22 protein-coding genes are annotated in these 21658 nt (G+C 64.0%); 17 read left to right on the forward strand and 5 right to left on the reverse strand.

Features of this window, described 5'->3' with window-relative positions:
* Positions 1-27: 27 nt before the first annotated feature.
* The 6 genes from AC0L3P_RS35790 to AC0L3P_RS35815 all read left to right on the forward strand — a co-directional run bounded on the left by AC0L3P_RS35790 (position 28) and on the right by AC0L3P_RS35815 (position 5499).
* Complete coding sequence (locus tag AC0L3P_RS35790; RefSeq protein WP_275168500.1) at positions 28-639, forward strand: sigma-70 family RNA polymerase sigma factor; 612 nt, start codon at positions 28-30, stop codon at positions 637-639.
* Between the two features lie 436 nt (positions 640-1075).
* Positions 1076-1774, forward strand: coding sequence for a cytochrome c biogenesis CcdA family protein (locus AC0L3P_RS35795; RefSeq protein WP_473308874.1), 699 nt, complete (start codon positions 1076-1078; stop codon positions 1772-1774).
* A gap of 31 nt (positions 1775-1805) precedes the next feature.
* On the forward strand, positions 1806-2369 hold the full coding sequence (locus tag AC0L3P_RS35800; RefSeq protein WP_473308875.1) for a thioredoxin family protein: 564 nt from the start codon (positions 1806-1808) through the stop codon (positions 2367-2369).
* Between the two features lie 84 nt (positions 2370-2453).
* Positions 2454-3428, forward strand: coding sequence for a hypothetical protein (locus AC0L3P_RS35805; RefSeq protein WP_473308876.1), 975 nt, complete (start codon positions 2454-2456; stop codon positions 3426-3428).
* Positions 3429-3813: 385 nt separating this feature from the next.
* Positions 3814-4407: a L,D-transpeptidase gene (locus AC0L3P_RS35810; RefSeq protein WP_275168503.1), complete on the forward strand. Its 594-nt coding sequence runs from the start codon at positions 3814-3816 to the stop codon at positions 4405-4407.
* Positions 4408-4461: 54 nt separating this feature from the next.
* Entirely contained in the window at positions 4462-5499 is a 1038-nt protein-coding gene (locus tag AC0L3P_RS35815; RefSeq protein WP_473308891.1) for an amino acid ABC transporter substrate-binding protein, read from the forward strand.
* A gap of 218 nt (positions 5500-5717) precedes the next feature.
* Here AC0L3P_RS35815 and AC0L3P_RS35820 read toward each other — a convergent pair whose 3' ends face one another.
* Positions 5718-6857, reverse strand: a complete 1140-nt coding sequence (locus AC0L3P_RS35820; protein WP_473308877.1) for an acyl-CoA dehydrogenase family protein — start codon at positions 6855-6857, stop codon at positions 5718-5720.
* Between the two features lie 144 nt (positions 6858-7001).
* Positions 7002-8216 carry an acyl-CoA dehydrogenase family protein gene (locus tag AC0L3P_RS35825; protein WP_473308878.1) on the reverse strand — a complete coding sequence of 405 codons (1215 nt, stop codon included), beginning with the start codon at positions 8214-8216 and terminating at the stop codon, positions 7002-7004.
* Positions 8217-8352: 136 nt separating this feature from the next.
* Between AC0L3P_RS35825 and AC0L3P_RS35830 the strand changes: the two genes are divergently transcribed.
* Both AC0L3P_RS35830 and AC0L3P_RS35835 read left to right on the forward strand, forming a co-directional pair.
* Positions 8353-8898 carry a carboxymuconolactone decarboxylase family protein gene (locus tag AC0L3P_RS35830; protein WP_473308879.1) on the forward strand — a complete coding sequence of 182 codons (546 nt, stop codon included), beginning with the start codon at positions 8353-8355 and terminating at the stop codon, positions 8896-8898.
* 90 nt (positions 8899-8988) lie between these two features.
* Positions 8989-9483, forward strand: coding sequence for a VOC family protein (locus AC0L3P_RS35835; protein ID WP_063996417.1), 495 nt, complete (start codon positions 8989-8991; stop codon positions 9481-9483).
* A gap of 127 nt (positions 9484-9610) precedes the next feature.
* Here the strand turns inward: AC0L3P_RS35835 and AC0L3P_RS35840 are convergent, their stop codons facing one another.
* The gene (locus tag AC0L3P_RS35840) at positions 9611-10849 is read right to left on the reverse strand and encodes an MFS transporter (protein WP_473308880.1); all 1239 of its coding nucleotides are present in this window, start codon (positions 10847-10849) and stop codon (positions 9611-9613) included.
* A 141-nt stretch (positions 10850-10990) separates the two neighbouring features.
* Positions 10991-12238, reverse strand: a complete 1248-nt coding sequence (locus AC0L3P_RS35845) for an MFS transporter (RefSeq protein ID WP_354206032.1) — start codon at positions 12236-12238, stop codon at positions 10991-10993.
* Positions 12239-12455: 217 nt separating this feature from the next.
* Between AC0L3P_RS35845 and AC0L3P_RS35850 the strand changes: the two genes are divergently transcribed.
* Positions 12456-14522 (forward strand): prolyl oligopeptidase family serine peptidase, encoded by a 2067-nt coding sequence (locus AC0L3P_RS35850; protein ID WP_473308881.1) that lies wholly within the window; start codon positions 12456-12458, stop codon positions 14520-14522.
* A 116-nt stretch (positions 14523-14638) separates the two neighbouring features.
* Here the strand turns inward: AC0L3P_RS35850 and AC0L3P_RS35855 are convergent, their stop codons facing one another.
* Complete coding sequence (locus tag AC0L3P_RS35855) at positions 14639-15310, reverse strand: DUF938 domain-containing protein (protein WP_275168511.1); 672 nt, start codon at positions 15308-15310, stop codon at positions 14639-14641.
* Positions 15311-15569: 259 nt separating this feature from the next.
* Here AC0L3P_RS35855 and soxX point away from each other — a divergent pair, with 259 nt between their 5' ends.
* The 8 genes from soxX (at position 15570) to AC0L3P_RS35895 (ending at position 21526) form a co-directional block, all read left to right on the forward strand.
* Positions 15570-15923, forward strand: a complete 354-nt coding sequence (soxX, locus tag AC0L3P_RS35860; protein WP_473308882.1) for a sulfur oxidation c-type cytochrome SoxX — start codon at positions 15570-15572, stop codon at positions 15921-15923.
* Positions 15924-15955: 32 nt separating this feature from the next.
* The gene (soxY, locus tag AC0L3P_RS35865; RefSeq protein WP_473308883.1) at positions 15956-16447 is read left to right on the forward strand and encodes a thiosulfate oxidation carrier protein SoxY; all 492 of its coding nucleotides are present in this window, start codon (positions 15956-15958) and stop codon (positions 16445-16447) included.
* A 15-nt stretch (positions 16448-16462) separates the two neighbouring features.
* Positions 16463-16774 carry a thiosulfate oxidation carrier complex protein SoxZ gene (gene soxZ / locus AC0L3P_RS35870; protein WP_473308884.1) on the forward strand — a complete coding sequence of 104 codons (312 nt, stop codon included), beginning with the start codon at positions 16463-16465 and terminating at the stop codon, positions 16772-16774.
* Complete coding sequence (gene soxA / locus AC0L3P_RS35875) at positions 16774-17640, forward strand: sulfur oxidation c-type cytochrome SoxA (RefSeq protein ID WP_275168515.1); 867 nt, start codon at positions 16774-16776, stop codon at positions 17638-17640. The genes soxZ and soxA overlap by 1 nt, the downstream gene beginning before the upstream one ends.
* Entirely contained in the window at positions 17637-17954 is a 318-nt protein-coding gene (locus tag AC0L3P_RS35880) for a hypothetical protein (RefSeq protein WP_473308885.1), read from the forward strand. The genes soxA and AC0L3P_RS35880 overlap by 4 nt, the downstream gene beginning before the upstream one ends.
* A gap of 55 nt (positions 17955-18009) precedes the next feature.
* On the forward strand, positions 18010-19761 hold the full coding sequence (gene soxB / locus AC0L3P_RS35885) for a thiosulfohydrolase SoxB (protein WP_473308886.1): 1752 nt from the start codon (positions 18010-18012) through the stop codon (positions 19759-19761).
* On the forward strand, positions 19758-20216 hold the full coding sequence (locus AC0L3P_RS35890) for a DsrE family protein (protein WP_473308887.1): 459 nt from the start codon (positions 19758-19760) through the stop codon (positions 20214-20216). The genes soxB and AC0L3P_RS35890 overlap by 4 nt, the downstream gene beginning before the upstream one ends.
* A 272-nt stretch (positions 20217-20488) precedes the next feature.
* Positions 20489-21526 (forward strand): MBL fold metallo-hydrolase, encoded by a 1038-nt coding sequence (locus tag AC0L3P_RS35895; protein ID WP_473308888.1) that lies wholly within the window; start codon positions 20489-20491, stop codon positions 21524-21526.
* Positions 21527-21658: the final 132 nt, after the last annotated feature.

Here is a 21658-nt window from a genome sequence, read left to right on the forward strand (position 1 = left end):
GTTGCGGCGCTACGGGGAGCCAAGTCAATGCCGAACGTCATCGCCATCAACGCCCAAGCCAGCCAGAGCATCATTGCCGCTCAGGCGACCTCGGACGACATGCTTCTCGAAAGCATTGCAGACGGCAACCGGACGTCCATGCACATCCTTTATTGCCGGCACAATGTGCGCGTCTACCGCTTCATCCTGCGGATCGTGCGCGACGCCACCACCGCGGAAGACCTCGTCAGCCAGGTGTTCCTGGACGTGTGGCGGACCGCCGGCCAGTTCCAGGGCCGCTCGCAGGTTTCGACCTGGCTGCTCTCGATCGCCCGCTTCAAGGCGCTGACCGCGATGCGCCAGCGCCGCTTCGAGGACATCGACCAGGAAGACGTGCGCCAGATCGCCGACGGCTGCGACACGCCGGAGACCTCGCTCGACCGCAGCGACACCAGCGCCATCCTGCGCGCCTGCGTTCAGAAGCTGTCACCCGCGCATCGCGAAATCATCAACCTGGTCTACTACCATGAGAAGTCGGTGGAGGAGGTCGGACAGATCATCGGCATCCCGCAGAGCACGGTGAAGACCCGGATGTTCTACGCCCGCAAGCAACTGGCCGAATTGCTTAAGGGCTGTGGCGTCGAGCGCTTCGCTGCCTGAAGCTCAGCTATTTCAACGGGATAGGACCTTGGTTTTGGCCCTATCCCGGACACGGAAGTGTTACCGCCGACGAAACAATTGAAACAAAGCACAACATCAGGCGGAAAAACTTCCCTCCTATAAAGCTCACATACGGTTTCGTTAAACCTCCCAAGACCTCCAGCGACCCGGACGGGATGCCCCCCTCCGGGTCGTTTTGTGTCTGGGGTAACGCACGCGGCGCCAGCGGTGCTGGGCACGGCGCTTCCTTGTCGTCATGGCCGGGCTTGTGCCGGCCATCCACGACTTCCCCGCGGTACAAAGACGAGGATGCCCGGGACAAGCCCGGGCACGACGCCCCCTGCGAATTCGTGTCCCCGTCACGAACGTGTGACGGCGCGTAACGTCCGACACATCCATCCCGAACAGCCCTCGTGACCCCCTTCACGAGTGCCCCATGCTCGAACTTCTCTTCGCTGTCCTCGCCGGAATCCTCACCATCGCCGCGCCCTGCACGCTGCCGATGCTGCCGATCCTGCTCGGCGCCTCGATCGGCCGCAGCTCGCATCTGCGCCCCGCGATGATCGCGCTCGGCTTCGTCATCTCGTTCTCCGCGACCGCGCTGTTGCTCGGCGCCATCACGCGGCTGTTTGATTTCGATCCGAACGTGCTGCGCGAAGCGGCATCGATCCTGCTGCTCGGCTTCGGCCTGTTGATGCTGTGGCCGGCGCCGTTCGAATGGCTGTCGATCCGGCTCAACGGCTGGCTCGATCTCGGCAACTGCGGCGCCACGCAGCGCGAGGGCGCGCTCGGCGGGCTCGTGCTCGGCACCACGCTTGGCCTGGTCTGGACGCCCTGCGCCGGCCCGGTGCTCGGCTCGATTCTGACGCTGGTCGCGACCACTGAAAACGCGACCTGGGCCGGCACGCTGCTGATCGCCTACGCCATCGGCGCGGCCATTCCCATGCTGGCGATCGCCTATGGCGGGCAGGCCGCCACCACCCGGGTGCGCAGTCTCGCGCGCATCTCGCCGCGCCTTCAGCAAGGCTTTGGCGTCGTCGTGATCGGCTTCGCCGTCGCCGCCTATTTCCAATACGACACGCTGATCGTGGCGTGGCTCACCGGCTTCTATCCCACCGGCCAGATCGGCCTGTGATCATCGCGCATCTCAACCGGAGGACTCGTCCATGACTTTCAAGCTGCTCGCCGTCTCCGCCGCACTGATCGGCATCGCCGTAACAGGCGCCGTCATCCCCGGCATCTGCGACGAAGCCGCGCGCGCCGTTCCTGTCGTTACCGCCGCCGCCAGCCGGGACAGCGCGCCCGACTTCGCCGGCATCAACAACTGGTTCAACTCGAAGCCGCTCAATATCGCCGATCTCCGCGGCAAGGTCGTGCTGGTGGACTTCTGGACCTATGGCTGCGTCAACTGCGTCAACACGCTGCCGCACGTCACCGAGCTCTATGCCAAGTACAAGGACAAGGGGCTCGTCGTGGTCGGCGTGCACACGCCGGAATTCCCGTTCGAGCGCTCGGCGTCCAATGTGCAGGCGGCGCTGAAGCGCCACGGCATCACCTATCCGGTGGCACAGGACAATGATTCCAGGACCTGGAACGCCTACCGCAACCGATATTGGCCGGCGCAATACATCATCGACCAGAACGGCAAGATCGTGTTCCAGCACGAGGGCGAAGGCCGCTATGACGAGATCGACCGCACCGTTGGCCGGCTGCTGAACGCCAACAGCTAACACGCGGCGCTGGTCTCGCCGTTGTTGCTTGACTCCACGGACCCGTCCGTGGAGTTTCGCGGGCCACGCAATCAGCCGCCCGCGATGGACGACGCCACCAGCAGCACTGACATTCGCCTTCGTGAAGGCGCCTCGATCGCGCAGCGGCTGGTCATGTCCGGCTTTGCGGCCGCCGTTGCGCTGTGCTTCACGCCAGGCCTGTTCACGCACGACCCCCTGGAGGTGATCATCTCCGTGGTCGCGCTGCTGGTGGGAGCGGCGTTCGTCGGCGTCATCATGATGGCGCCGGCGGTGGTGTGGATCATCACGCCGGACGAGATCCTGATCGGGGAGCAGCGCCCGTTCGGAAAACTCCGGACGCGGATCGTTGCCAAGGACGACATCAGGGGAATGCAGGTTCCCGGCAGCAAGAGGGCGAAAGCCCGCTTTCAGCTGGCCTTCACGCTGGCCTCTGGAGAACGCCTGACGTCGCCGCCGATCACCGACGTCACGCATGTGCACGACACGGTGGCGCGGATCGCCGCGCAATTCGACGTTCCCGACGTCGAGTCTCCGGTCAATCCGCTCGATGCCAGCAATCCCGAGATGCGTCTCGGCGACCCTCTCGAGCCGTTTTCCACGAGGGACATCAGGATCGTCGCACTGATCGTCGTCGCATTGTGCGCCGTTCCCTACGCCTACAGGCTCTGGCGCGGCCTGTCGCCCGGGCCGGTCGACATCATGCTGCTGCCGGTCGGCGGGATCGCCGCTTTCGGCGTTTACCGGTATGCCAACCTTGTGACCGGCGCTTTCTGGATCATCCGCCAAGGCGATATCCGGGTCGAACGCCTGTGGGGCGACGGCACGCTGCGTGCCGACCACATCGAAGGGCGCGACGTGAAGACAATCACGGTCGAGCGCCGCGGCCGGTCCGAGGAGGAGCACTGCATCGTCGTGATCCGATTGCTCTCAGGACGACGGTTTCGCAGCCCTCGGATCGGGTCGAGGCCTGAGGCCCGGGCCGTGGGGACGGAGATCGTCCGGCGGCTCGGGATCACGCCGGAGAATAACAAGATCTAGCTGGCATCCCGTGCGAATTGGCGAAGTTGATCTCGCCGCTAGTTCGGTCTGAGCCTCTCCCCGCTTGCGGGAGAGGTCGGCGCGCCCCGGGCAATGCGAAGCATCGTCCCGCGCGCCGGGTGAGGGTTCTCTCCACATCGGGAGTGCCCAATTGCGGAGACACCCTCTCCCCGACCCTCCCCCGCGGGCGGGGGAGGGAGCACATCGCGCCCAGCTCACTGCTTTTCGCGCCATCCCCTGTTTGTGGCATTGCCGGAGGTCCGTCAAAAAACCAAAGCATTCTCGTGACATACCAGCCGGGCGCGCCATCAACTTGCCATGAAGCTGCCGCTGGGTTCAGATGGTTCCGAACGATATTCGCTGTGGCAGCGGGGGAGAGCTTGAAATGACGGATTTTCGTCGCCTGACCGGGATGTTTGTGGCCGTGATCGGCCTGATCCTGTCCGCGCCCCATGCCTACGCCCAGCAGCCCGACCGCGGCGATGAGCCGGGTCTGGTCGCTGACGACGCCTTCGAGCTCGATCCGGAATGGCAGAAGCAGGTCGTCTACTTCCGCACCACCGAAGCGCCCGGCACCCTCATCATCTCGACCGCCGAACGGCATCTCTATCTGGTGCAGCCCGGTGGTCGCGCGATCCGCTACGGCATCGGCGTCGGCCGCGATGGTTTTCAGTGGCAGGGGCTGGTGAACATCACCAACAAGAAGGAGTGGCCGGATTGGACGCCGCCGCCGGAGATGATCCAGCGCCAGCCCTATCTGCCGCGCTTCATGGCCGGCGGCCCCGGAAATCCGCTCGGCGCGCGCGCCATGTATCTGGGCACCACGGTCTACCGCATTCACGGCACCAATCGGCCCGACACGATCGGCACCAAGGTCTCCTCGGGCTGCTTCCGGCTCGTCAATCGCGACGTCGCCGATCTCTACGATCGCGTCCCTGTGGGCACCAAGGTTGTCATCCGGCAGAAGCCTGAACTCTGATCTTCTCGCCCTGGCGAATATTCCTTTTCCCGATTATTTCGAGAGAGCAACATGATGCGCACTTTTCGTGGCGGCCTGCTGATCGGGCTCGCAGTCGCCGTGCTGGTCGCCGTCCTGGCCATCATCTATGAATTCTACGACACCCGCACGCTGAAGCGCACTGTCCGCCGCGGCGAAGTGCTGTGCGGCGTCAACAAGGGCCTGCCGGGCTTCTCGATCCCCGACGACAAGGGCAACTGGACCGGCTTCGACGTCGATTTCTGCCGCGCGGTGGCCTCCGCGATCTTCAACGACCCGAGCAAGGCGAAATTCGTCGCGCTCGATGCCAACGAGCGCTTCAAGGAATTGCAGAGCCGGAAAGTGGACATCCTCTCGCGCAACTCGACCTGGAGCATGGCGCGCGAACTCGACTACGATCTCTATTTCCCCGCGGTCGCCTATTACGACGGCGCAGGCTTCATGCTGCCGCGCGCGCGCAACAAGGAAACCGCGCTGGATCTGACCGGCAGCAAGGTCTGCGTCCAAACCGGGACCACCACGGCGCTCAACGTCGCGGATTACTTCCGTGCCAACAACATGAAGTATGAAGAGGTGAAGTTCGACAAGCTGGACGATGTCGTGAAAGCCTACGATACCGGCAAATGCGACACGCTCTCCGCCGACATCTCCCAGCTCTACGCGCTGCGGATCAACCTGTCGAAGCCCGGCGACCACATGATCCTCCCCGACATGATCTCCAAGGAGCCGCTCGCGCCCGTCGTGCGCCAGCGCGACGACGACTGGATGATGATCGTGAAGTGGACGCTGTACGCGATGATCAACGCCGAGGAGCTCGGCGTCTCCTCGGAGAACATCGACGAAGCCCTGAAGTCGAAGAAGCCGGAAGTGATGCGGCTGGTTGGCACCGAGGGCAATTACGGCGAGCAGCTCGGCCTCACCAAGGATTGGGTGGTCCGCATCATCCGTCACGTCGGCAATTACGGCGAGATGTACGAGCGCAACATCGGCGAGAAGTCGAAGCTGAAGATCCCGCGCGGGATGAACCAGCTGTGGAATGCGGGCGGCGTGCAGTATGCGCCGCCGGTGCGGTAACTCCTGCGTCGTCCCGGCCTAGTGCGCAATTGCGCACGGGGGCCGGGACCCATACCGCGTGATCGATCGATAAGCGCAGGTGACAATACCGCGGGAGGACTCTTCAACTACGAGCCTCCGCCAAACTGCTTCCTGTGGTTATGGGTCCCGGCCCCCCGTGCGCAATCGCGCACTAGGCCGGGACGACACCTGCTAGCGGGGCACCACTGTGCCTCGCCTCAATACCCCCGCGCCCTCGCCAGCTGCTCGGTGTGGTAATTGGCGTCACCGAACAATTCCTCGCACACACGCGCGCGCTTCATGAAGAAGCCGATGTCGAACTGGTCGGTCATGCCCATGCCGCCATGCATCTGCACGCCTTCCTGCACCGCGCGCGTGGAGGTCGTGCCGGCGCGGGCCTTTGCCACTGCGACGCTTGAGGCGGCATTGGCGACGTCCGTATCGAGCGCTTGCAGCGCCTTCATCACCGCGGCGCGGGTGATCTCGATGTCGACATAGAGTTCGGCGGCGCGGTGCTGCAGCGCCTGGAATTCGCCGATCAGCTTGCCGAACTGCTTGCGGCTCTTCAGGTACTCGACGGTGCGGTTGAACACTCCTTCGCTCAGGCCCACCATTTCGGAGGCCACCGCGCCGCGTCCGATATCGAGCACGCCGTCGAGCAAGCCGGCCCCCTGGTCAACTTCGCCGAGCACGCTGTCGGCATCGACCTCGACATTGGCAAGCTCGAGCCGCGCCGCATTGTGCGCGTCGACCATGATGGTGCGCTCGATCGCGACGCCCTTGGCCTTGGGATTGACCAGGAACAGCGTTAGCCCCTCGCGCTCGCCGGCCGAACCCGCGGTGCGCGCAGCGACAATGAGGAGATCGGCGACGTGACCGTCGACCACCAGCGCCTTGGCGCCGGACAGCCTGAAACCGTTGCCGGCGCGCACGGCCTGGAGGCTGGTCTGAAGCGGGCGGTGTTTTGCGCCCTCGTCGATCGCGAGCGTCGCGAGCAGGGAGCCGTTGGAGATCTTCGGCAGATACTCCGACTTCTGCGCGGCATTGCCGCCACGGTGCAGCGCCGAGGCCGCGACCACGCTGGTGGCGAGGAAGGGCGACGGCATCAGCGTGCGGCCGATCTCCTCCATCACCACACCGGCCTCGACATAGCCGAGACCGCTGCCGCCGAACTCTTCCGGCACCAGCAAGCCGGCAAAGCCCATCTCGGCGAAGGAATGCCAAAACTCCTTGGAGAAGCCGATGGGGTCTTTGCTATCGCGCAGATGTCGCAAATGCGACACCGGCGCCTTGTCGCTGATCAGCCCGCGCGCGCTGTCGCGGAGCATCGATTGTTCTTCGGTGAGGACGAGGGCCATGGGTGTGTTTCCGATTCGAAATTTATTCTGGTTCATCATTCCGGGATGCGCCGAAGGCGCAGGCCCGGAATCCATTCCACCGCAGAGAATGCCGCCTGATGGATTCCGGGTTCGCGCTTTGCGCGTCCCGGAACGACGGTGGAGTTAGGCCCCCGGCAGATCGAGGATGCGCTTGGCGACAATGCCGAGCATGACCTCGGTGGTGCCGCCCTCGATCGAGTTGGCCTTGGTTCGCAGCCAAGCACGCGGCCGAGCGCCTTGCTTCGAGCGATCGCTCTCCCATTCCAGCGCATCAACGCCGCCGGCCGACATCAGGATCTCGTAACGGCGCTTGTTGAGCTCTGTCCCGTAATACTTCATCGCCGACGAGAACGCCGGATGCGCCTGCCCCGCCTTGGCGAGATCGACCGCGCGCTCGGCGCAGGCTGCAAGCGCAGCTTCGTCGACATCGAAGCTGGCGATCCGGCCGCGCAGCATCGCATCGTCGAGCCGTCCCAGCGCATCTGTGCCGACGGAATCGGCCGCGATCTGGCCGAGCGGACGGCCGACGCCGCGCTCGCCCATGCCGGATATCATCGCGCGCTCATGCTGGAGCAGATATTTTGCGACGTCCCAGCCGCGATTGACGGTGCCGACCACATGGGATTTCGGCACGCGGACATTGTCGAAGAAGGTCTCGCAGAACGGCGAGTAGCCGGAGATCAGGAGGATCGGCTTGGTCGTCACGCCCTTTGAGGTCATGTCGAACAGGATGAAGCTGATGCCGTCGTGCTTCTTCGCGGCGGGATCGGTGCGGACGAGGCAGAAGATCCAGTCGGCATAGTTGGCGTAGGACGTCCAGATCTTCGAGCCGGTGATGACGTAGTCGTCGCCGTCGCTCTCGGCGCGGGTCTGGAGCGAGGCGAGATCGGAGCCGGCATTCGGCTCGGAATAGCCCTGGCACCAGCGGATCAGGCCCGCGGCGATCTTCGGCAGATGCTCTTTCTTCTGGGCATCGTTGCCGTATTTCAAAAGCGCCGGCCCGAGCATCCAGATGCCAAAACTCGACAACGGTGGCCGCGCGCCGATTCGTCCCATCTCAGCGCGCAGCACCTTGTGCTCGGCGGCGCTCAGGCCACCGCCGCCATACTCCTTCGGCCAATCGGGTACGGTCCAGCCCTTGTCGCGCATGCGCTCGAACCAGATGCGCTGCGGCTCGGACGAGAACTTTGCATTGCGTCCGCCCCAGAACACGTCGGCATCTGATGTTGCGGGCTTCCGCATTTCCGGCGGGCAGTTGGCTTCCAACCAGGCGCGGGTTTCACTGCGGAATGTTTCGAGATCGGCGGTCTCAGTCTCGCTGGTCCTGGAGTCAGTCATTGGTCGTTTCCATCATTCAAACTCGGCTTGTTGGGCGCGACTCTGGGCCAAGCTCCCGCGGAATTCAACCACTTCCGTGTCACGCATCCGCTATAGTCGCGGCTGCGGCGAGCTTGAAAACAAAGAGGAAACAACGATGCGCCTGAAGCTTCTTTCGCCTGGCGAAATGAACGAGAGCCAGCGGCAGACCTATGACGAGTCGATTGCCGGCAAGCGCGGCAAGCCGCCGGCGCCGATGATGGCCTGGCTCAACAGCCCCGACATGGCGCGACATGCCACGCGGCTCGGCGAGGTCCTGCGCTACGATACGATCTTCCCCGCGAAACTTTCGGAGATCGCGATCCTGGTGACGGCGCGGCACTGGACCGCGCATTACGAATGGTACGCGCACAAGCGCCTGGCGCTTGCCGGCGGCATGGATCCTGACATCATCGACGCGATCCGCGATCGGCGCACGCCTGTCTTCGACGATCCCAAGGGCAAGATGATCTACGACGTCGCGAAGTCGCTGCATGAGGGCCATGGCGTCGAGAAGGGCCTCTATGACGCGGCGGTGAAGCTGCTCGGCGAGCGCGGCGTGGTCGAGGTGATTGGTCTCTGCGGCTATTACACGCTGGTGTCGATGACGCTGAACACGTTTGAGTTCGAGCTGCCGGAGGGCGAGGTGCGGGAGCTGTCATAGTTTCGCATATGGAAACGCTGGGTTTCGGGATAGGTCAGTAGCACTGCTCCGAGGCTCGCCTTATGTGGGGATGATCAACGGAGCAGCCACATGTCGCAGAACCAAGCCGTCGCCGCCGGCACCAGGATCGGCCACGTTCACCTCAAGGTCGCTGATCTCGATCGCGCGCTCGGCTTCTATTGCGGCGTGCTCGGTTTCGAGCTGATGCAGCGCATGGGCTCCGGCGCGGCCTTCATCTCGGCCGGCGGCTATCATCACCACATCGGGCTCAACACCTGGGAGAGCAAGGGCGGCTCGCCGCCACCGCCCGGAACGACCGGGCTCTATCACACCGCGATCCTCTATCCGACGCGGCCCGCGCTGGCTGATGCGCTGCACCGCGTGCTCTCGGCCGGCATCGCGCTCGACGGGGCCAGCGACCATGGCGTGTCCGAAGCGCTCTATTTGCGCGATCCGGACCAGAATGGCGTGGAGCTGTATTGGGACAAGCCGCGGGAGCAATGGCCGTTCGGGCCGGATGGCAAGCTGTCGATGTTTACGAAGCGGCTGGATGTGGAAGGGCTGCTGAAACAGCGGGAGGCTTAAACTCCACTCTCTCTTCGTCATTGCGAGGAGCGAAGCGACGAAGCAATCCAGAATCTTTCCGCAGTGGCAGCCTGGATTGCTTCGCTGCGCTCGCAATGACGGAGGATGTCGAAGCGACGTCGCGCCTCTACGCAGTCTTCACATGCGGCTTCCCCCGCACCATGATCAACGCCGCCGCTGCTACCTCCAGGGCAATACACAGATAGAACGGCAGCTCATATCCACCGGAGAGGTCGCGCAGAAAGCCGACCACGCCGGGGCCGAACGCATAGGTCACCTGGTTGATCGCGGTGTTGAGGCTGATCAGCACGCCGAACGAGGCGGAATCGAATTCCTGCTGTACGATCAGCGACGGCAGCGTGATGAGATTGCCGACCGAGAAGCCGAACAATGCGCAGGCGGCGATCAGCACGTAGTCATTGTGCAAATTGATGACGACGAGAAGCGCCGCGGCCTGGCTCAGGAACGACAGCGCCGAGGCGAGCCGCTGATTGAGGCGGTCGATCACCAGCGAGAACAGCACCCGGCCGATCACCGCCATCGCGGTCAGCACCGCAACCGCGACGGCCGCGCGCTCGCGCCCGATCACGGGATCGAGGAACGAGATCAGGTGCACGATGAAACCAACCTGCGCGAACAGCACCAAGGCAAAGGCAATGGTCACGGTGAGGAAGTCGACGTCGCGCAAGGCCTGGCTACGAATCTGCGCCGACGATTGCGGCTTCGTTCTCGTCGCGGCGCGCCGGCCATGGAGATCGGGCGGGCGGCCGACGACAAGCAGGATCACCGGCAGAAGCAGCGCCAGCATGGCGCCGGCGACGATAAACATCGCGCTGGCGAAGCCGACATGGCCGATCAAGGTCACCAGCAGCGGCACGCCGACGATGCCGCCGAAGCTTGCGCCGTTCAGCGCGAGACTGATGGCCATGCCGCGCTTGTGGTCGAACCACAGGCTGATCGTGTTGGTGATCATGGCGAGGCTAGTGCCGGCCCAGCCGAAGGCGAGCACGGCATTCGCGAGATAAAGCTGCCACGGCTCGCGCACCGCGCCGATCGCGACCGCCGCAGCCGACATCGCCAGCGTCCCCGCGATCAGGCCGAGACGCGGGCCGTATTTGTTGACGGCCTCGCCGACGAAGACGACGAGCAGCGCGCCGAACAGATAGAAGAACGTCGTGGCGGATGAGATCAGCGAGGCCGACCAGCCGTGCGCGCGCTGGAGCTCGGCGACATAAACGCTCTGGCCGTAGAAGCCGAGCCCCCAGCCGAAGGTCGCGAGCAGGAAGCAGACCGCAACGATGCGCCAGCCTTCGTAGCGGAGCGAGGATTCGTCGACGGATGCGTCGTATCGGGGGTTGTCGAGCATTTGCGCTTGTCCTTCGTTTCCCCCGCGAGCGCCGTGCTTCACGCTCGCCTGTTCATGACGAGCATCATGTAACAACCCAAGCCCCGGAAATCACTTCGACCTGGATCGAACTATCAACGCTGCTGACAGCCTCCCGCCACCTCAGATCGCATCCGGGAACTCGCCCATGGCCGCGTCCAGCCGCGCCTTGCGGCGGCGGGCAAAGGACGCCAGCGAGAGCACGGCGAGACCGAGTGCTACCGGTGGGAACACCACCATGTTCACTGCGGACCAGCCGTAACTGGCGAGCAATTGGCCGGACGAGAACGAGCCGATCGCCATCATGCCGAACACCAGGAAATCGTTGAAGGCCTGCACCTTGTTGCGCTCCTGCGGCCGGTGCGTCTCCAAGACCAGCGCGGAGGCGCCGATGAAGGAGAAATTCCAGCCGATACCGAGCACGATCAGCGTGGCCCAGAAATGCATCGCGGTGATGCCGGACAGGCCGATGCCGGCCGCGCCGGCCTCCAGCAGCAGGCCGGCGGCAACGACCTTGCGCGCGCCGAAGCGGGCGATCAGCGCGCCCGTGAAGAAGCTCGGCCCGTACATGGCGACGATGTGCCATTGAATGCCGAAATTGGAATCGGAAACGCTCAAGCCGCACAGCTTCATGGCGAGCGGCGCCGAGGTCATTACCAGATTCATCATGGGGTAGGAAATGACGCCGCACAGCGCCGCCGCGATGAAGCGCGGCTGGGTCACGATGTCGAGCAGCGGCCGCCCGCCGTGAAGATCGGCCGGCGCCGGCTTCGGCATGTCGACGCCGGCGACGATGCCCATGGCGATGAGCGCGACAGCCGCCTGGACCAGGAAGCTGAAGGCGAACAGATAAGGCTGCCAGACATCCATGGTCCATTGCACGAGCTGCGGACCGAGCACGCCGGCGAACACGCCGCCCGCCATCACCCAGGACACCGCCTTGGGCCGGTACGCAGCGCTGGCGCCGTCGGCGGCAGCGAAGCGATAGGACTGCGCCACCGCGCCGTAGAGGCCGCCGAGAAAAGTCGCCAGACAGAACAACGGAAACGAAGCGTGCAGGATCGCGAAACAGCCGAGCAAACCGGTCAGCGCGCCCAGACCGGTGCCGACGATGAAAGCGACGCGGCGGCCGAAGCGGCGCGAGATCGCGCCGGTCGGCAGCGTGCCGGCGGCGAGGCCGAGCACATACATCGAGATCGGCACGGTCGCGAACGAGACGTCGGGCGCGAGCGTCGCGCCGACGATCGCGCCGGTGGCGAAGATCACCGCCGAGTTGGCGCCGGTCAGCGCCTGCGCGGCGGCAAGGCGCACCACATTGCCGCGCACGCGAGCGTCGGCGGCGATCTCATTGGCTGCAGTCACATCCAGCATCGGCATTTCCGCCCCAACGGGCATTCGAGGGGCTTCAAAGGCTTTCAAGGGCTCGTTTGATTCTCGGCACTATGGCGGGGCGCGGGAGGGCGGGCAACCGGCGCAAACGGGCGCAGGCCATGTCTCTGACGCAATCGGGCCGATGATAATGGGCCGCGCACTTGACGGCTTGCGCTCGATCAAATCCTATCCGCCGCGACCTTCCGGAGTTTCGTTCATGTCCGTCGACGACAGGCCTACGCTCAGCGCTCCCGATGACGATCCCTGGCTCTGGCTGGAGGAGATCGAAGGCAAGCAGGCGCTCGATTTCGTCACGCGACAGAACAGCTTGACGCTCGACGCGTTCGGCGGAGCGGCCTTCGCGCGTGACCGCGATATCCTCGCGGCGATCTACGATCGTCCGGACAACATTCCCTATGTCAGCCGCCGCGGCGACGAACTGCACAATCTCTGGAAGGACGCCACCAACCCGCGCGGCCTGTGGCGGAAGACTTCGCTTGCGGAGTTTCGCAAACCGCATCCCACGTGGGAGATCATGCTGGATGTCGACCAGCTCGCGGTGCGCGAAGGCGAGGACTGGCTGCTGAGCGGCATCACCACCCAGAAGGGAAGCGCGCGCGCCATTTTGAGCCTGTCGCGCGGCGGCAGCGACGCCGTCACCTTGCGGGAATTCGACCTCGACACCAAGAGTTTCGTTGCGGACGGATTTGCGCTGTCGGAAGCCAAGGGCGGCGCCGATTGGCTCGATGCCGACACGCTGCTGCTGTCGAGCGCCCATGGCGAAGGCATGGCGACGAGTTCGGGATATTCGCGGACGGTTCGCCTGTGGCGGCGCGGCGAGCCTGTCGATCAGGCGCAAACGATCATCGAGACCACGGCCGATCATATGGCGATCTCGGGACTGGTCGACGACACCGCTGCGGCCCCACGCAGCTGGATCGTGGACCAAATCGATTTCTTCAATCATGCGCTCTGGCTGCGCGATGCAGACGGCACGACGACGAAGCTCGATCTGCCGACCGGCATCTGGTTGCAGGCGCATGGCGACTGGTTCGCGATGAAGCTGCGCGAAGCCTGGTCGATCGAGGGCAGAACCTATGCCGCCGACACCGTGCTCGCCATGTCGCTCTCGGCGTTCTTGGCCGGCAGCCGCGATTTCGCGGTGCTGTTCGAGCCGGAACCTCGCCGCGCTTTGCAAGGTCTGTTCTGGACGGGAGGAAAGCTGGTGCTGTCGATCCTCGACGAGCTCCAGCCGCAATTCGAGATCTGCACGCCGTCCGCCACAAGCTGGAGCCGCGCGTCACTCGGCGGCCTGCCGCAGATCGGCGTCGTCGACATCTGGCCGCTGGATCGCCATCCCTCCGAGAGCAATGGCGACTTGCTTGCCAACGTGCAGGATCCGCTGACGCCGCCGTCGCTGCTGCTGATGGAGCGCGGCGTCGCGAGCCCGACCGTGTTGAAGCAGGCGCCGAAAACATTCACCTCCGACGATCTCGTGGTGACCCAGCACGAGGCGATCTCGATCGACGGCGAGCGCATTCCCTATGTGCAGACCGGCCCCAGCGGCGAGACCGGCGATGCACCGGTCTATATGAGCGCCTATGGCGGCTTCGCCCATTCGGTGAAGCCGTATTACAACGCATCGCTGGGCAAGCTGTGGCTGGAGCGCGGAGGCACGACGGTGCAGGCGAATTTGCGCGGCGGCGGCGAATTCGGCACACGCTGGCACGATGCCGGCCGGCTCGCCGGCAAGAAATTGTCGCACGACGATTTCGCCGCCGTTGCCGCCGATCTCGTCCGCCGCGGCGTGACGACAGCAAAGCGCATCGCCGCGCAGGGTGGATCGAACGGCGGCATCCTCATCACCAACATGCTGGTGCGATACCCCGATCGTTTCGGCGCGCTGTTCTGCACCATCCCGCTGATCGACATGCGCCGCTACACGAAGCTGCTCGCCGGCGCGAGCTGGATCGCGGAATATGGCGATCCCGACAAGCCTGAGGAGTGGGACTGGCTGAAGACCTACTCCGCCTATCACAACGTCAAGGCCGGCCAGCCCTATCCGCCGATCCTGATCGCCACCACGCGGCGCGACGACCGTGTCCATCCCGGGCATGCGCGCAAGATGGCGGCAAAGCTCCAGGCCATGGGCTACGAGGCCTGGTTTTACGAGCCTGAAGCGGGCGGCCACGGCTACGGCAAGGACAACAAGGAGCGCGCGGGGTTCGAGGTGATTGGTTTTCGGTTTTTGAAAGACAAGATCGGGTGGAAGGACGAGGGCTAGCGTTTGCGGGGCTGACGTTTCCGCATCGTCATGGCCGGGCTTGACCCGGCCATCCACGCCTTGGCTGGTGCACGAAGAACGTGGATGCCCGGGACAAGCCCGGGCATGACGACGTCCTATCGCGCGAATACCAAGGTCAGATTATTCGCCGGCATGTCGATCGTATCGACGAGGCGAAGTCCTGCGCCGCGGGCGAGCGCCTCGACATCGCTGATGTCACGCACGCCCCAGTCGGGATTGCCTTCACGCAAGGAGGTGTCGAACACAGCATTGCTGAGCGCGATGTGCTTGCCGCCGCGCTTGAACGGGCCGTAGAGGAACAGCTTGCCGTCGGCCCGCAAATAGCGGCCGGCGCCGGCGAACAGGCCCTCGGCGACGCTCCATGGCGCGATGTGGATGACATTGGCGCAGAACACGGCGGCAAGACTTGACGGCGCCTGCCCGCCTTTCATCTCCGGGCACCAGTCGGGGTCGGTGAGATCGATCCGCAGCGGCGAGCGGATGTTTTTCAGGCCTGAATGAACGCGCCAGGCCTCGATGCTCTTGAGGTGGCGCTGGTTGAGATCGCTGGGCCACCAGATCAGGCCGGGCGTATGACGCGCGAAGTAGACCACGTGCTGGCCGGTTCCGCTGCCGAGCTCGACCACATTGCCGGTGCAGCCGGCGAGATGCTGTTCCAGTGCCGCCCAGAGCGGCTCGTGATTGCGATGAAATGCCGGTGCGTCGAGCCGCCCATCGGACTCGACCCGACCGCCATCCCTGCCGAATTCGACGACATATTCAGCCAAGTGAGGTCCCCTTGAAAAAACGAGAACGCGTTGAAAACAGGTTGAGCGGCAAAACGCTCAGGAAACAGCCGGCCCGCGCCACGGCCCTAAACTCTCGGGCCAAATCGGCTGAACAAATAATCTCATTAGTTGCAATGGGGAAGATATTAACTCCATTTTGTCGCGTGCATAGTCTTGATTGTCAGACGGTGCCCTTTGTGCTTTGGAACGCTTCTATTTCGCGATCGAGACCAACGCTATAACGCCTCGGAAGGACGCCTTGACCGCCTTTTCCCGGACGCCCGTTCTGTTCATCTTGCTGGCCATTGCCGCCGGCCTCGCCAGCCCGGCGTGGGCGCAGTCCGCTGTGGCCGACGGCCGGAAACTCGCTTTCGACCGCGGCAAGGGCAATTGCCTGACCTGCCATGTCATCAGGGGTGGCGACCTGCCGGGAACGATCGGGCCGGAGCTGAAGGACCTCAAGGCCAAGTACCCCGATCGCAACGAGCTGGCCGCGATCATCTTCGACGAGACCAAGCGCAATCCGCAGACCATGATGCCGCCGTTCGGCCGGAACCGGATTTTGACCGACCAGGAGATCAGCGCGATCGTTGATTTCCTGCAGACCCTGTGACTTCAGGCACGAGATTGCCCAGGAGACCCGAGATGACCACACTCACCGGCCCTACCGCGACGCGGCGCCTGATCCTTCAGGGCGCAGCCTCGGTCGCGCTGCTCGGCCTCGGCAATCTGCCGTTCGGCGCTGCTCCCGCGCGGGCCGCGGCCAACGACAAATATCCGGAAGAGGCCTTCAAGCAGAAGAGCGAGGCTGACGCCATCAAGGCGCTCTACGGCAAAACCGCCGAGCCGTCCGACAAGATCAAGCTGGACGCCCCCGAAATCGCCGAGAACGGCGGCGTGGTGCCGATCTCAGTGACGACGACGCTCGACAAGGTCACCTCGATCTCGTTCTTCGTGGCCGAGAACCCGAGCGCGCTGGCCGCATCCTACAGGATTCCCGAAGGCACGATCCCTGCTGTCGCCAACCGGCTGAAGATGGCCAAGACCACCAACGTGGTCGCGATCGTGGAGGCCGACGGCAAGCTCTACAGCGCGACCAAGGAAGTCAAAGTCACCGTCGGCGGCTGCGGCGGTTAAGCGAGGAAGATCGAGATGGCATCCAGCATTCGCGTCCGCGCCACCGCCAACGGCGACATCACCGAGGTGCAGGCGCTGGTCCAGCACCCCATGGATACCGGCTTCGTCAAGGACGCCAAAGGCGAGCTGATCCCGGCGCATTACATCCAGCAGCTGAAATTCGAATGTAACGGCAAGGACGTCTTCGTTGCCGATTGGGGCACCGCGGTCTCGAAGGACCCCTATGTCAAGTTCAGCTTCAAGGGGGCCAAGAAGGGCGACGATCTGAAGGTCTCCTGGACGGATAACAAGGGTGCGTCGGATACGATCACCGCGAAGATCTCGTGATGAAGGCGGCCCGCACCTCCATCCTGCTTGGTTCGTTGAGCGCCGCGCTCGTCGCGTTGGCCCTCACCTCTCCGCGCGTGGTGGCGGCCGACAAGGTCGATCCCGTTGCAGATGCCAAGGCATTCCAGAACTTCTTCTTCCAGAAATTCCCGACCGTGAAGCACGAGGATTTCGTCAACGGTCCTTATTCCATGAACGAGGACATGAAGCGGCAGTGGCAGGAGAAGGAGGAATTCCCGCCCTACGAGTTCGCGCTCGACGCCGGCAAGGAGATGTTCGTCACCCCGTTCAAGAACGGCAAGACCTATGCCGACTGTTTCCCGAACGGCGGCATCGGCATCCGCCAGAACTATCCTTATTTCGACGAGAAGGAAGGCAAGGTCGTCACGTTGGAACTGGCGCTCAACCGCTGCCGCGAGGCCAATGGCGAGGCGCCCTATTCCTACGTCAAGGACGAGATGGCCTCGCTCACCGCCTACATGGCCTTCACCTCGCGCGGCAAGCCGATGGACATCAAGATCCCCGACGATCCTCGCGCGCTCGCGGCATTCGAGAACGGCAAGCGCTATTTCTACACGCGCCGCGGCCAGATGAATTTCTCCTGCGCGAGCTGCCATGTGCAGAGCCCGGGCGAGCGCATCCGCGCCGAGATCCTGGCGCCGGCGCTCGGCATTCTGAACGCCATGCCGATCTACCGCTCCGAATGGAGCGGCATGGGCACGACCAGCCGCCGCTTCGTCACCTGCAACAGCCAGACCCGCGCGGTTCCGCTGGAGCCGCAGGCGGATGAATACCGCGACGTCGAATATTTCCTGTCCTACGTCGCCAACGGCCTGCCGATATCGGGACCGGGAGCGCGGCCATGAACCGGTCACTTGCCGTCGCCATGTTCCTCGCCTTGCTGCTTGCCCTGAGCCTCGCGCCAGCGGCGCGCGCGGCAAATGAGGCAGACTACAAGACGGCCTATTCCGCAGCCGAAGCTGCCGCGAAGGAGGCTGCCAGCTTGCGCCACCTATGGACCGTGACCGTCTCGACGCTGGCCGCCGCAAAGAAGGCAGCCGATGGCGGCGATTTCGACCGCGCCATGGCCGCAGCCAAGGAGGCCGAGGCGTTGGCGAAGGCGTCGATCTTCCAGGCGATTTCCGAAAAAGAAGCCTGGAAGGCGATGGAAATCCGCTAGACTGTTCGCTTGTGCAACAGCCTTGCGACCATGAGAGGGCGCGGAGAATTTCTGGATGGCGATCCGCCGCCGCGATTTTCTGAAGAATGCAGGCCTTGCTGCCGCATCGCTCAGCCTGCCGCGGCTTGCGCGCGGTGCTGAGGCCGCGAGCATTTACGACCTCGAACGGTTCGGCAATGCGCGCATCCTTCACCTCACCGACACCCATGCGCAACTCAATCCGGTCTATTTTCGCGAGCCCAGCGTCAATATTGGGATCGCCGAGATGGCGGGACGGCCGCCACATCTGGTCGGCCGCGCCTTCCTCGACCGTTTCGGCATCAGGCCCGACAGCGCGGACGCCTATGCCTTCAGCTGCTTCGAGTTCGAGAAGTCGGCAGGCCGCTTCGGCAAGCTTGGCGGCTTCGCCCATCTGAAGACGCTGATCGACCGCTTGCGCGGCGATGTCGGCGAAAAACGCTCCGTGCTCGTCGACGGCGGCGATCTCTGGCAAGGCACGGGACTCGCCAACATCATGCAGGGCCGCGACATGGTCGAGGCCGCAAACCTGCTCGGTATCGAAGCGATGACCGGGCATTGGGAATTCACCTACGGCGAGCAGGCGCTGCGCGACAATCTCGCGCGCTTCAAGGGCGAGTTCCTGGCGCAGAACGTTTTCCTGACCGAGGAAGCCGCATTCAACGACGCCCCCGCCTTCGACAAGGCGACGGGGCGCGTGTTCAAGCCCTCCTTGATCAAGGAGCTCGGCGGCCATCGCGTCGCCATCGTCGGCCAGGCCTTCCCTTACGTACCGATCGCGCATCCCAAACGGTTCACGCCGGACTGGACCTTCGGCATCCGCGAGGAAGAACTCCAGAAGCATGTCGATGGCTTGCGCGGCACCGACAAGGTCGATGCGGTCGTCCTGCTGTCGCACAACGGCATGGACGTCGATCTCAAGCTCGCAAGCCGCGTCACCGGCATCGACGTCATCCTCGGCGGCCATACCCATGACGCGGTCCCGCAGCCGATCGCGGTGAAGAATGCGAGCGGCACGACGCTCGTCACAAATGCCGGATCCAACGGCAAATTCCTTGCCGTGCTCGATCTCACGCTCGACAAAGGCAAGGTCGGCGACGTCAGATATCATCTGCTGCCGGTCTATTCCGAGCTGTTGAAGCCCGATCCTGGGATGGCAGAACTGATCGGCCGGCTGCGGGCGCCCTTCGTTACCGATTGGTCGGACAAGATCGCGACGCCCGATCGTCTGCTGTATCGCCGCGATAATTTCGCCGGCCCGGTCGACGAGCTGATCTGCAGTGCGCTGCGCACCGAGCTCGAGGCCGAGATCGCGCTGTCGCCGGGCTTCCGCTGGGGCGTCACCGGGCTGTCCGGCCAGGCGCTGACAATGGAGGATTTGCTGGCGGAAACCGCGATCAGTTATCCCGAGACCTATGTGCAGGAGATGACGGGAGCCCAGATCAAGGACGTGCTGGAAGACGTCTGCGACAATCTCTTCAATGCCGATCCCTATTACCAGCAGGGCGGCGACATGGTGCGCGCCGGTGGGCTCAGCTACACCTGCATGCCGACGGCGGCGATCGGCAGCCGCATCTCGGAGCTGAAGCTCAATGGCGGCAAGGCGCTCAGTGCCAGCCACCGCTACAAGGTCGCGGGCTGGGCCTCGGTCAACGGCCAGCAGGGCGCGCCGGTGTGGGATGTGGTGGCAAAATATCTGCGCTCGGGCCGGATGTTTCAGGAGCGGCTCGGCTCCGGCGTCACGCTGAAAGGCGTCGAGGGCAATCCGGGCATCGCAGGACAGGGATGATGCGGTCGCAAACCTTATCCGCGATGCTGCTGACACTGCTCGCCTGGACGGCGATGCCGCCGGCTTTTGCGCAACAGGTGCCGCTCCAGGACAAGCCGTTCGCCGAGCACAAGATCGTGCTGCAGCTCTCCGATGGCGATGCGAAGAAGCAAGCTCTGGTGCTCAGCGTCGCCAACAATTTGCTGAAGGCCTACGACCCGGACAAGGTCGCGATCGAGGTGGTGGCCTTCGGTCCCGGCATCGATCTCCTGTTCACCGGCAGCGAGCGCCGCAAGCAGGTCGAGAGCCTGATCGCGCAAGGCGTACGCTTCGACATCTGCCTCAACACCGTCGACACGATCGAGCGGGAGACGGGCAAGCGGCCGGATTTCATCCCCGCGGCGACACCGGTGCAGGTCGGGGTGGGGCAGATCCTGTTTCTCAGCGAGAACGGGTACACATTGGTGCGGCCCTGAGCCTTTTGTCGGGGCAAAGCGTCGCGGCACAGTCGCTGTCATCGCCAGCGAAGGCGGGCGATCCAGTACTCCGAGACCGCAAGGGGTACGGAAAGGGCGCGGCGTACTGGATTCCCCGCCTTCGCGGGGAATGACAGCGGCGGCTAGGTGACGCCCACCCGCGCAGCACAGGAACAAGAATCTTCTAAATTTTCTTGCTTACACAGTGAATTGCTTCTCTTATGAGCCCTAAATGTAGTAGAATCTCGGGGTAATTCACGCCGGGTCTCGCCATGATTTTCCGTCAGCTCTTCGACAGTGTTTCGGGTACCTACAGCTATCTCCTGGCCAGCCGCCCCGGCGGCGAGGCGCTGATCCTCGATCCCGTGCTGGAGAAGGTCGACCGCTACTGCCAGCTGCTGCGCGAGCTTGATCTCAAGCTGGTCAAGGCCGTGGATACCCATCTGCATGCCGACCACGTCACTGGCCTTGGCGAGCTGCGCGATCGCACCCATTGCATGACGGTGATGGGCGACCAGACCAAGGCCGACGTGGTGGCGATGCGGGTTGCCGACGGCGACAAGGTGACGATCGAGGGCTTGGCGCTCGACGTGATGTACACGCCCGGCCACACCGACGATTCCTATTCCTATTTGATGGGCGACCGCGTCTTCACCGGCGACACGCTGCTGATCCGCGGCACCGGCCGCACCGATTTCCAGAACGGTTCTTCGCGCGCGCAGTACGATTCGATCTTCAACCGCCTGCTCAAGCTGCCGGACGAGACCATGGTGTTTCCGGCGCATGACTACAAGGGCGACACCGTCTCCACCATCGGCGAGGAGAAACGCTACAATCCGCGGCTCCAGGTGCGCTCGGTCGACGACTATATCGAGCTGATGGCCAATCTGAAGCTGCCCAATCCGAAGATGATGGACGTCGCGGTGCCCGCCAACATGCATGTCGGCCTGCACCAGGAGGATCTGGAGAAAGAGGGCCGTGCGCTTCGCGCTGTCGAGGCGATCCGCAGCCTCGGCCGTCCCGATATCCTGCTGGTCGATTTGCGCGAGACCAATGAGCGCATGAAGCACGGCATGCTCGAAGGCGCACTGCATACGCCCTATCCGTCCGTTGAAGACAGCCTCAAGCCGGGCGGCATGCTGCGCGAGGTCGCGGCCGCCACCGGCCGCCGCGTCGTGTTCTTCTGCGCCTTCGGCGAACGCTCTGCCATGGCGGTTGCGGCGGCGAAGGAGGCCGGGCTCACCAACACGGCGCACATCGTCGGCGGCATCGATGCCTGGAAGAAGGCCGGCGGGCCGGTGGTGCACTGACCGCCTTGCCGCCGTTCTTGAGATAAATCAGCAGCTGCCCATATATTCAGGCTAGCATTACAGTTGCTTTTTTGATTTGAAGTGGGCGCGTTGAGCGGCAGCCTGGTGAGCTCTGCGCCAGAAGGACCATGC

Source organism: Bradyrhizobium sp. WSM4874 (assembly GCF_055811835.1).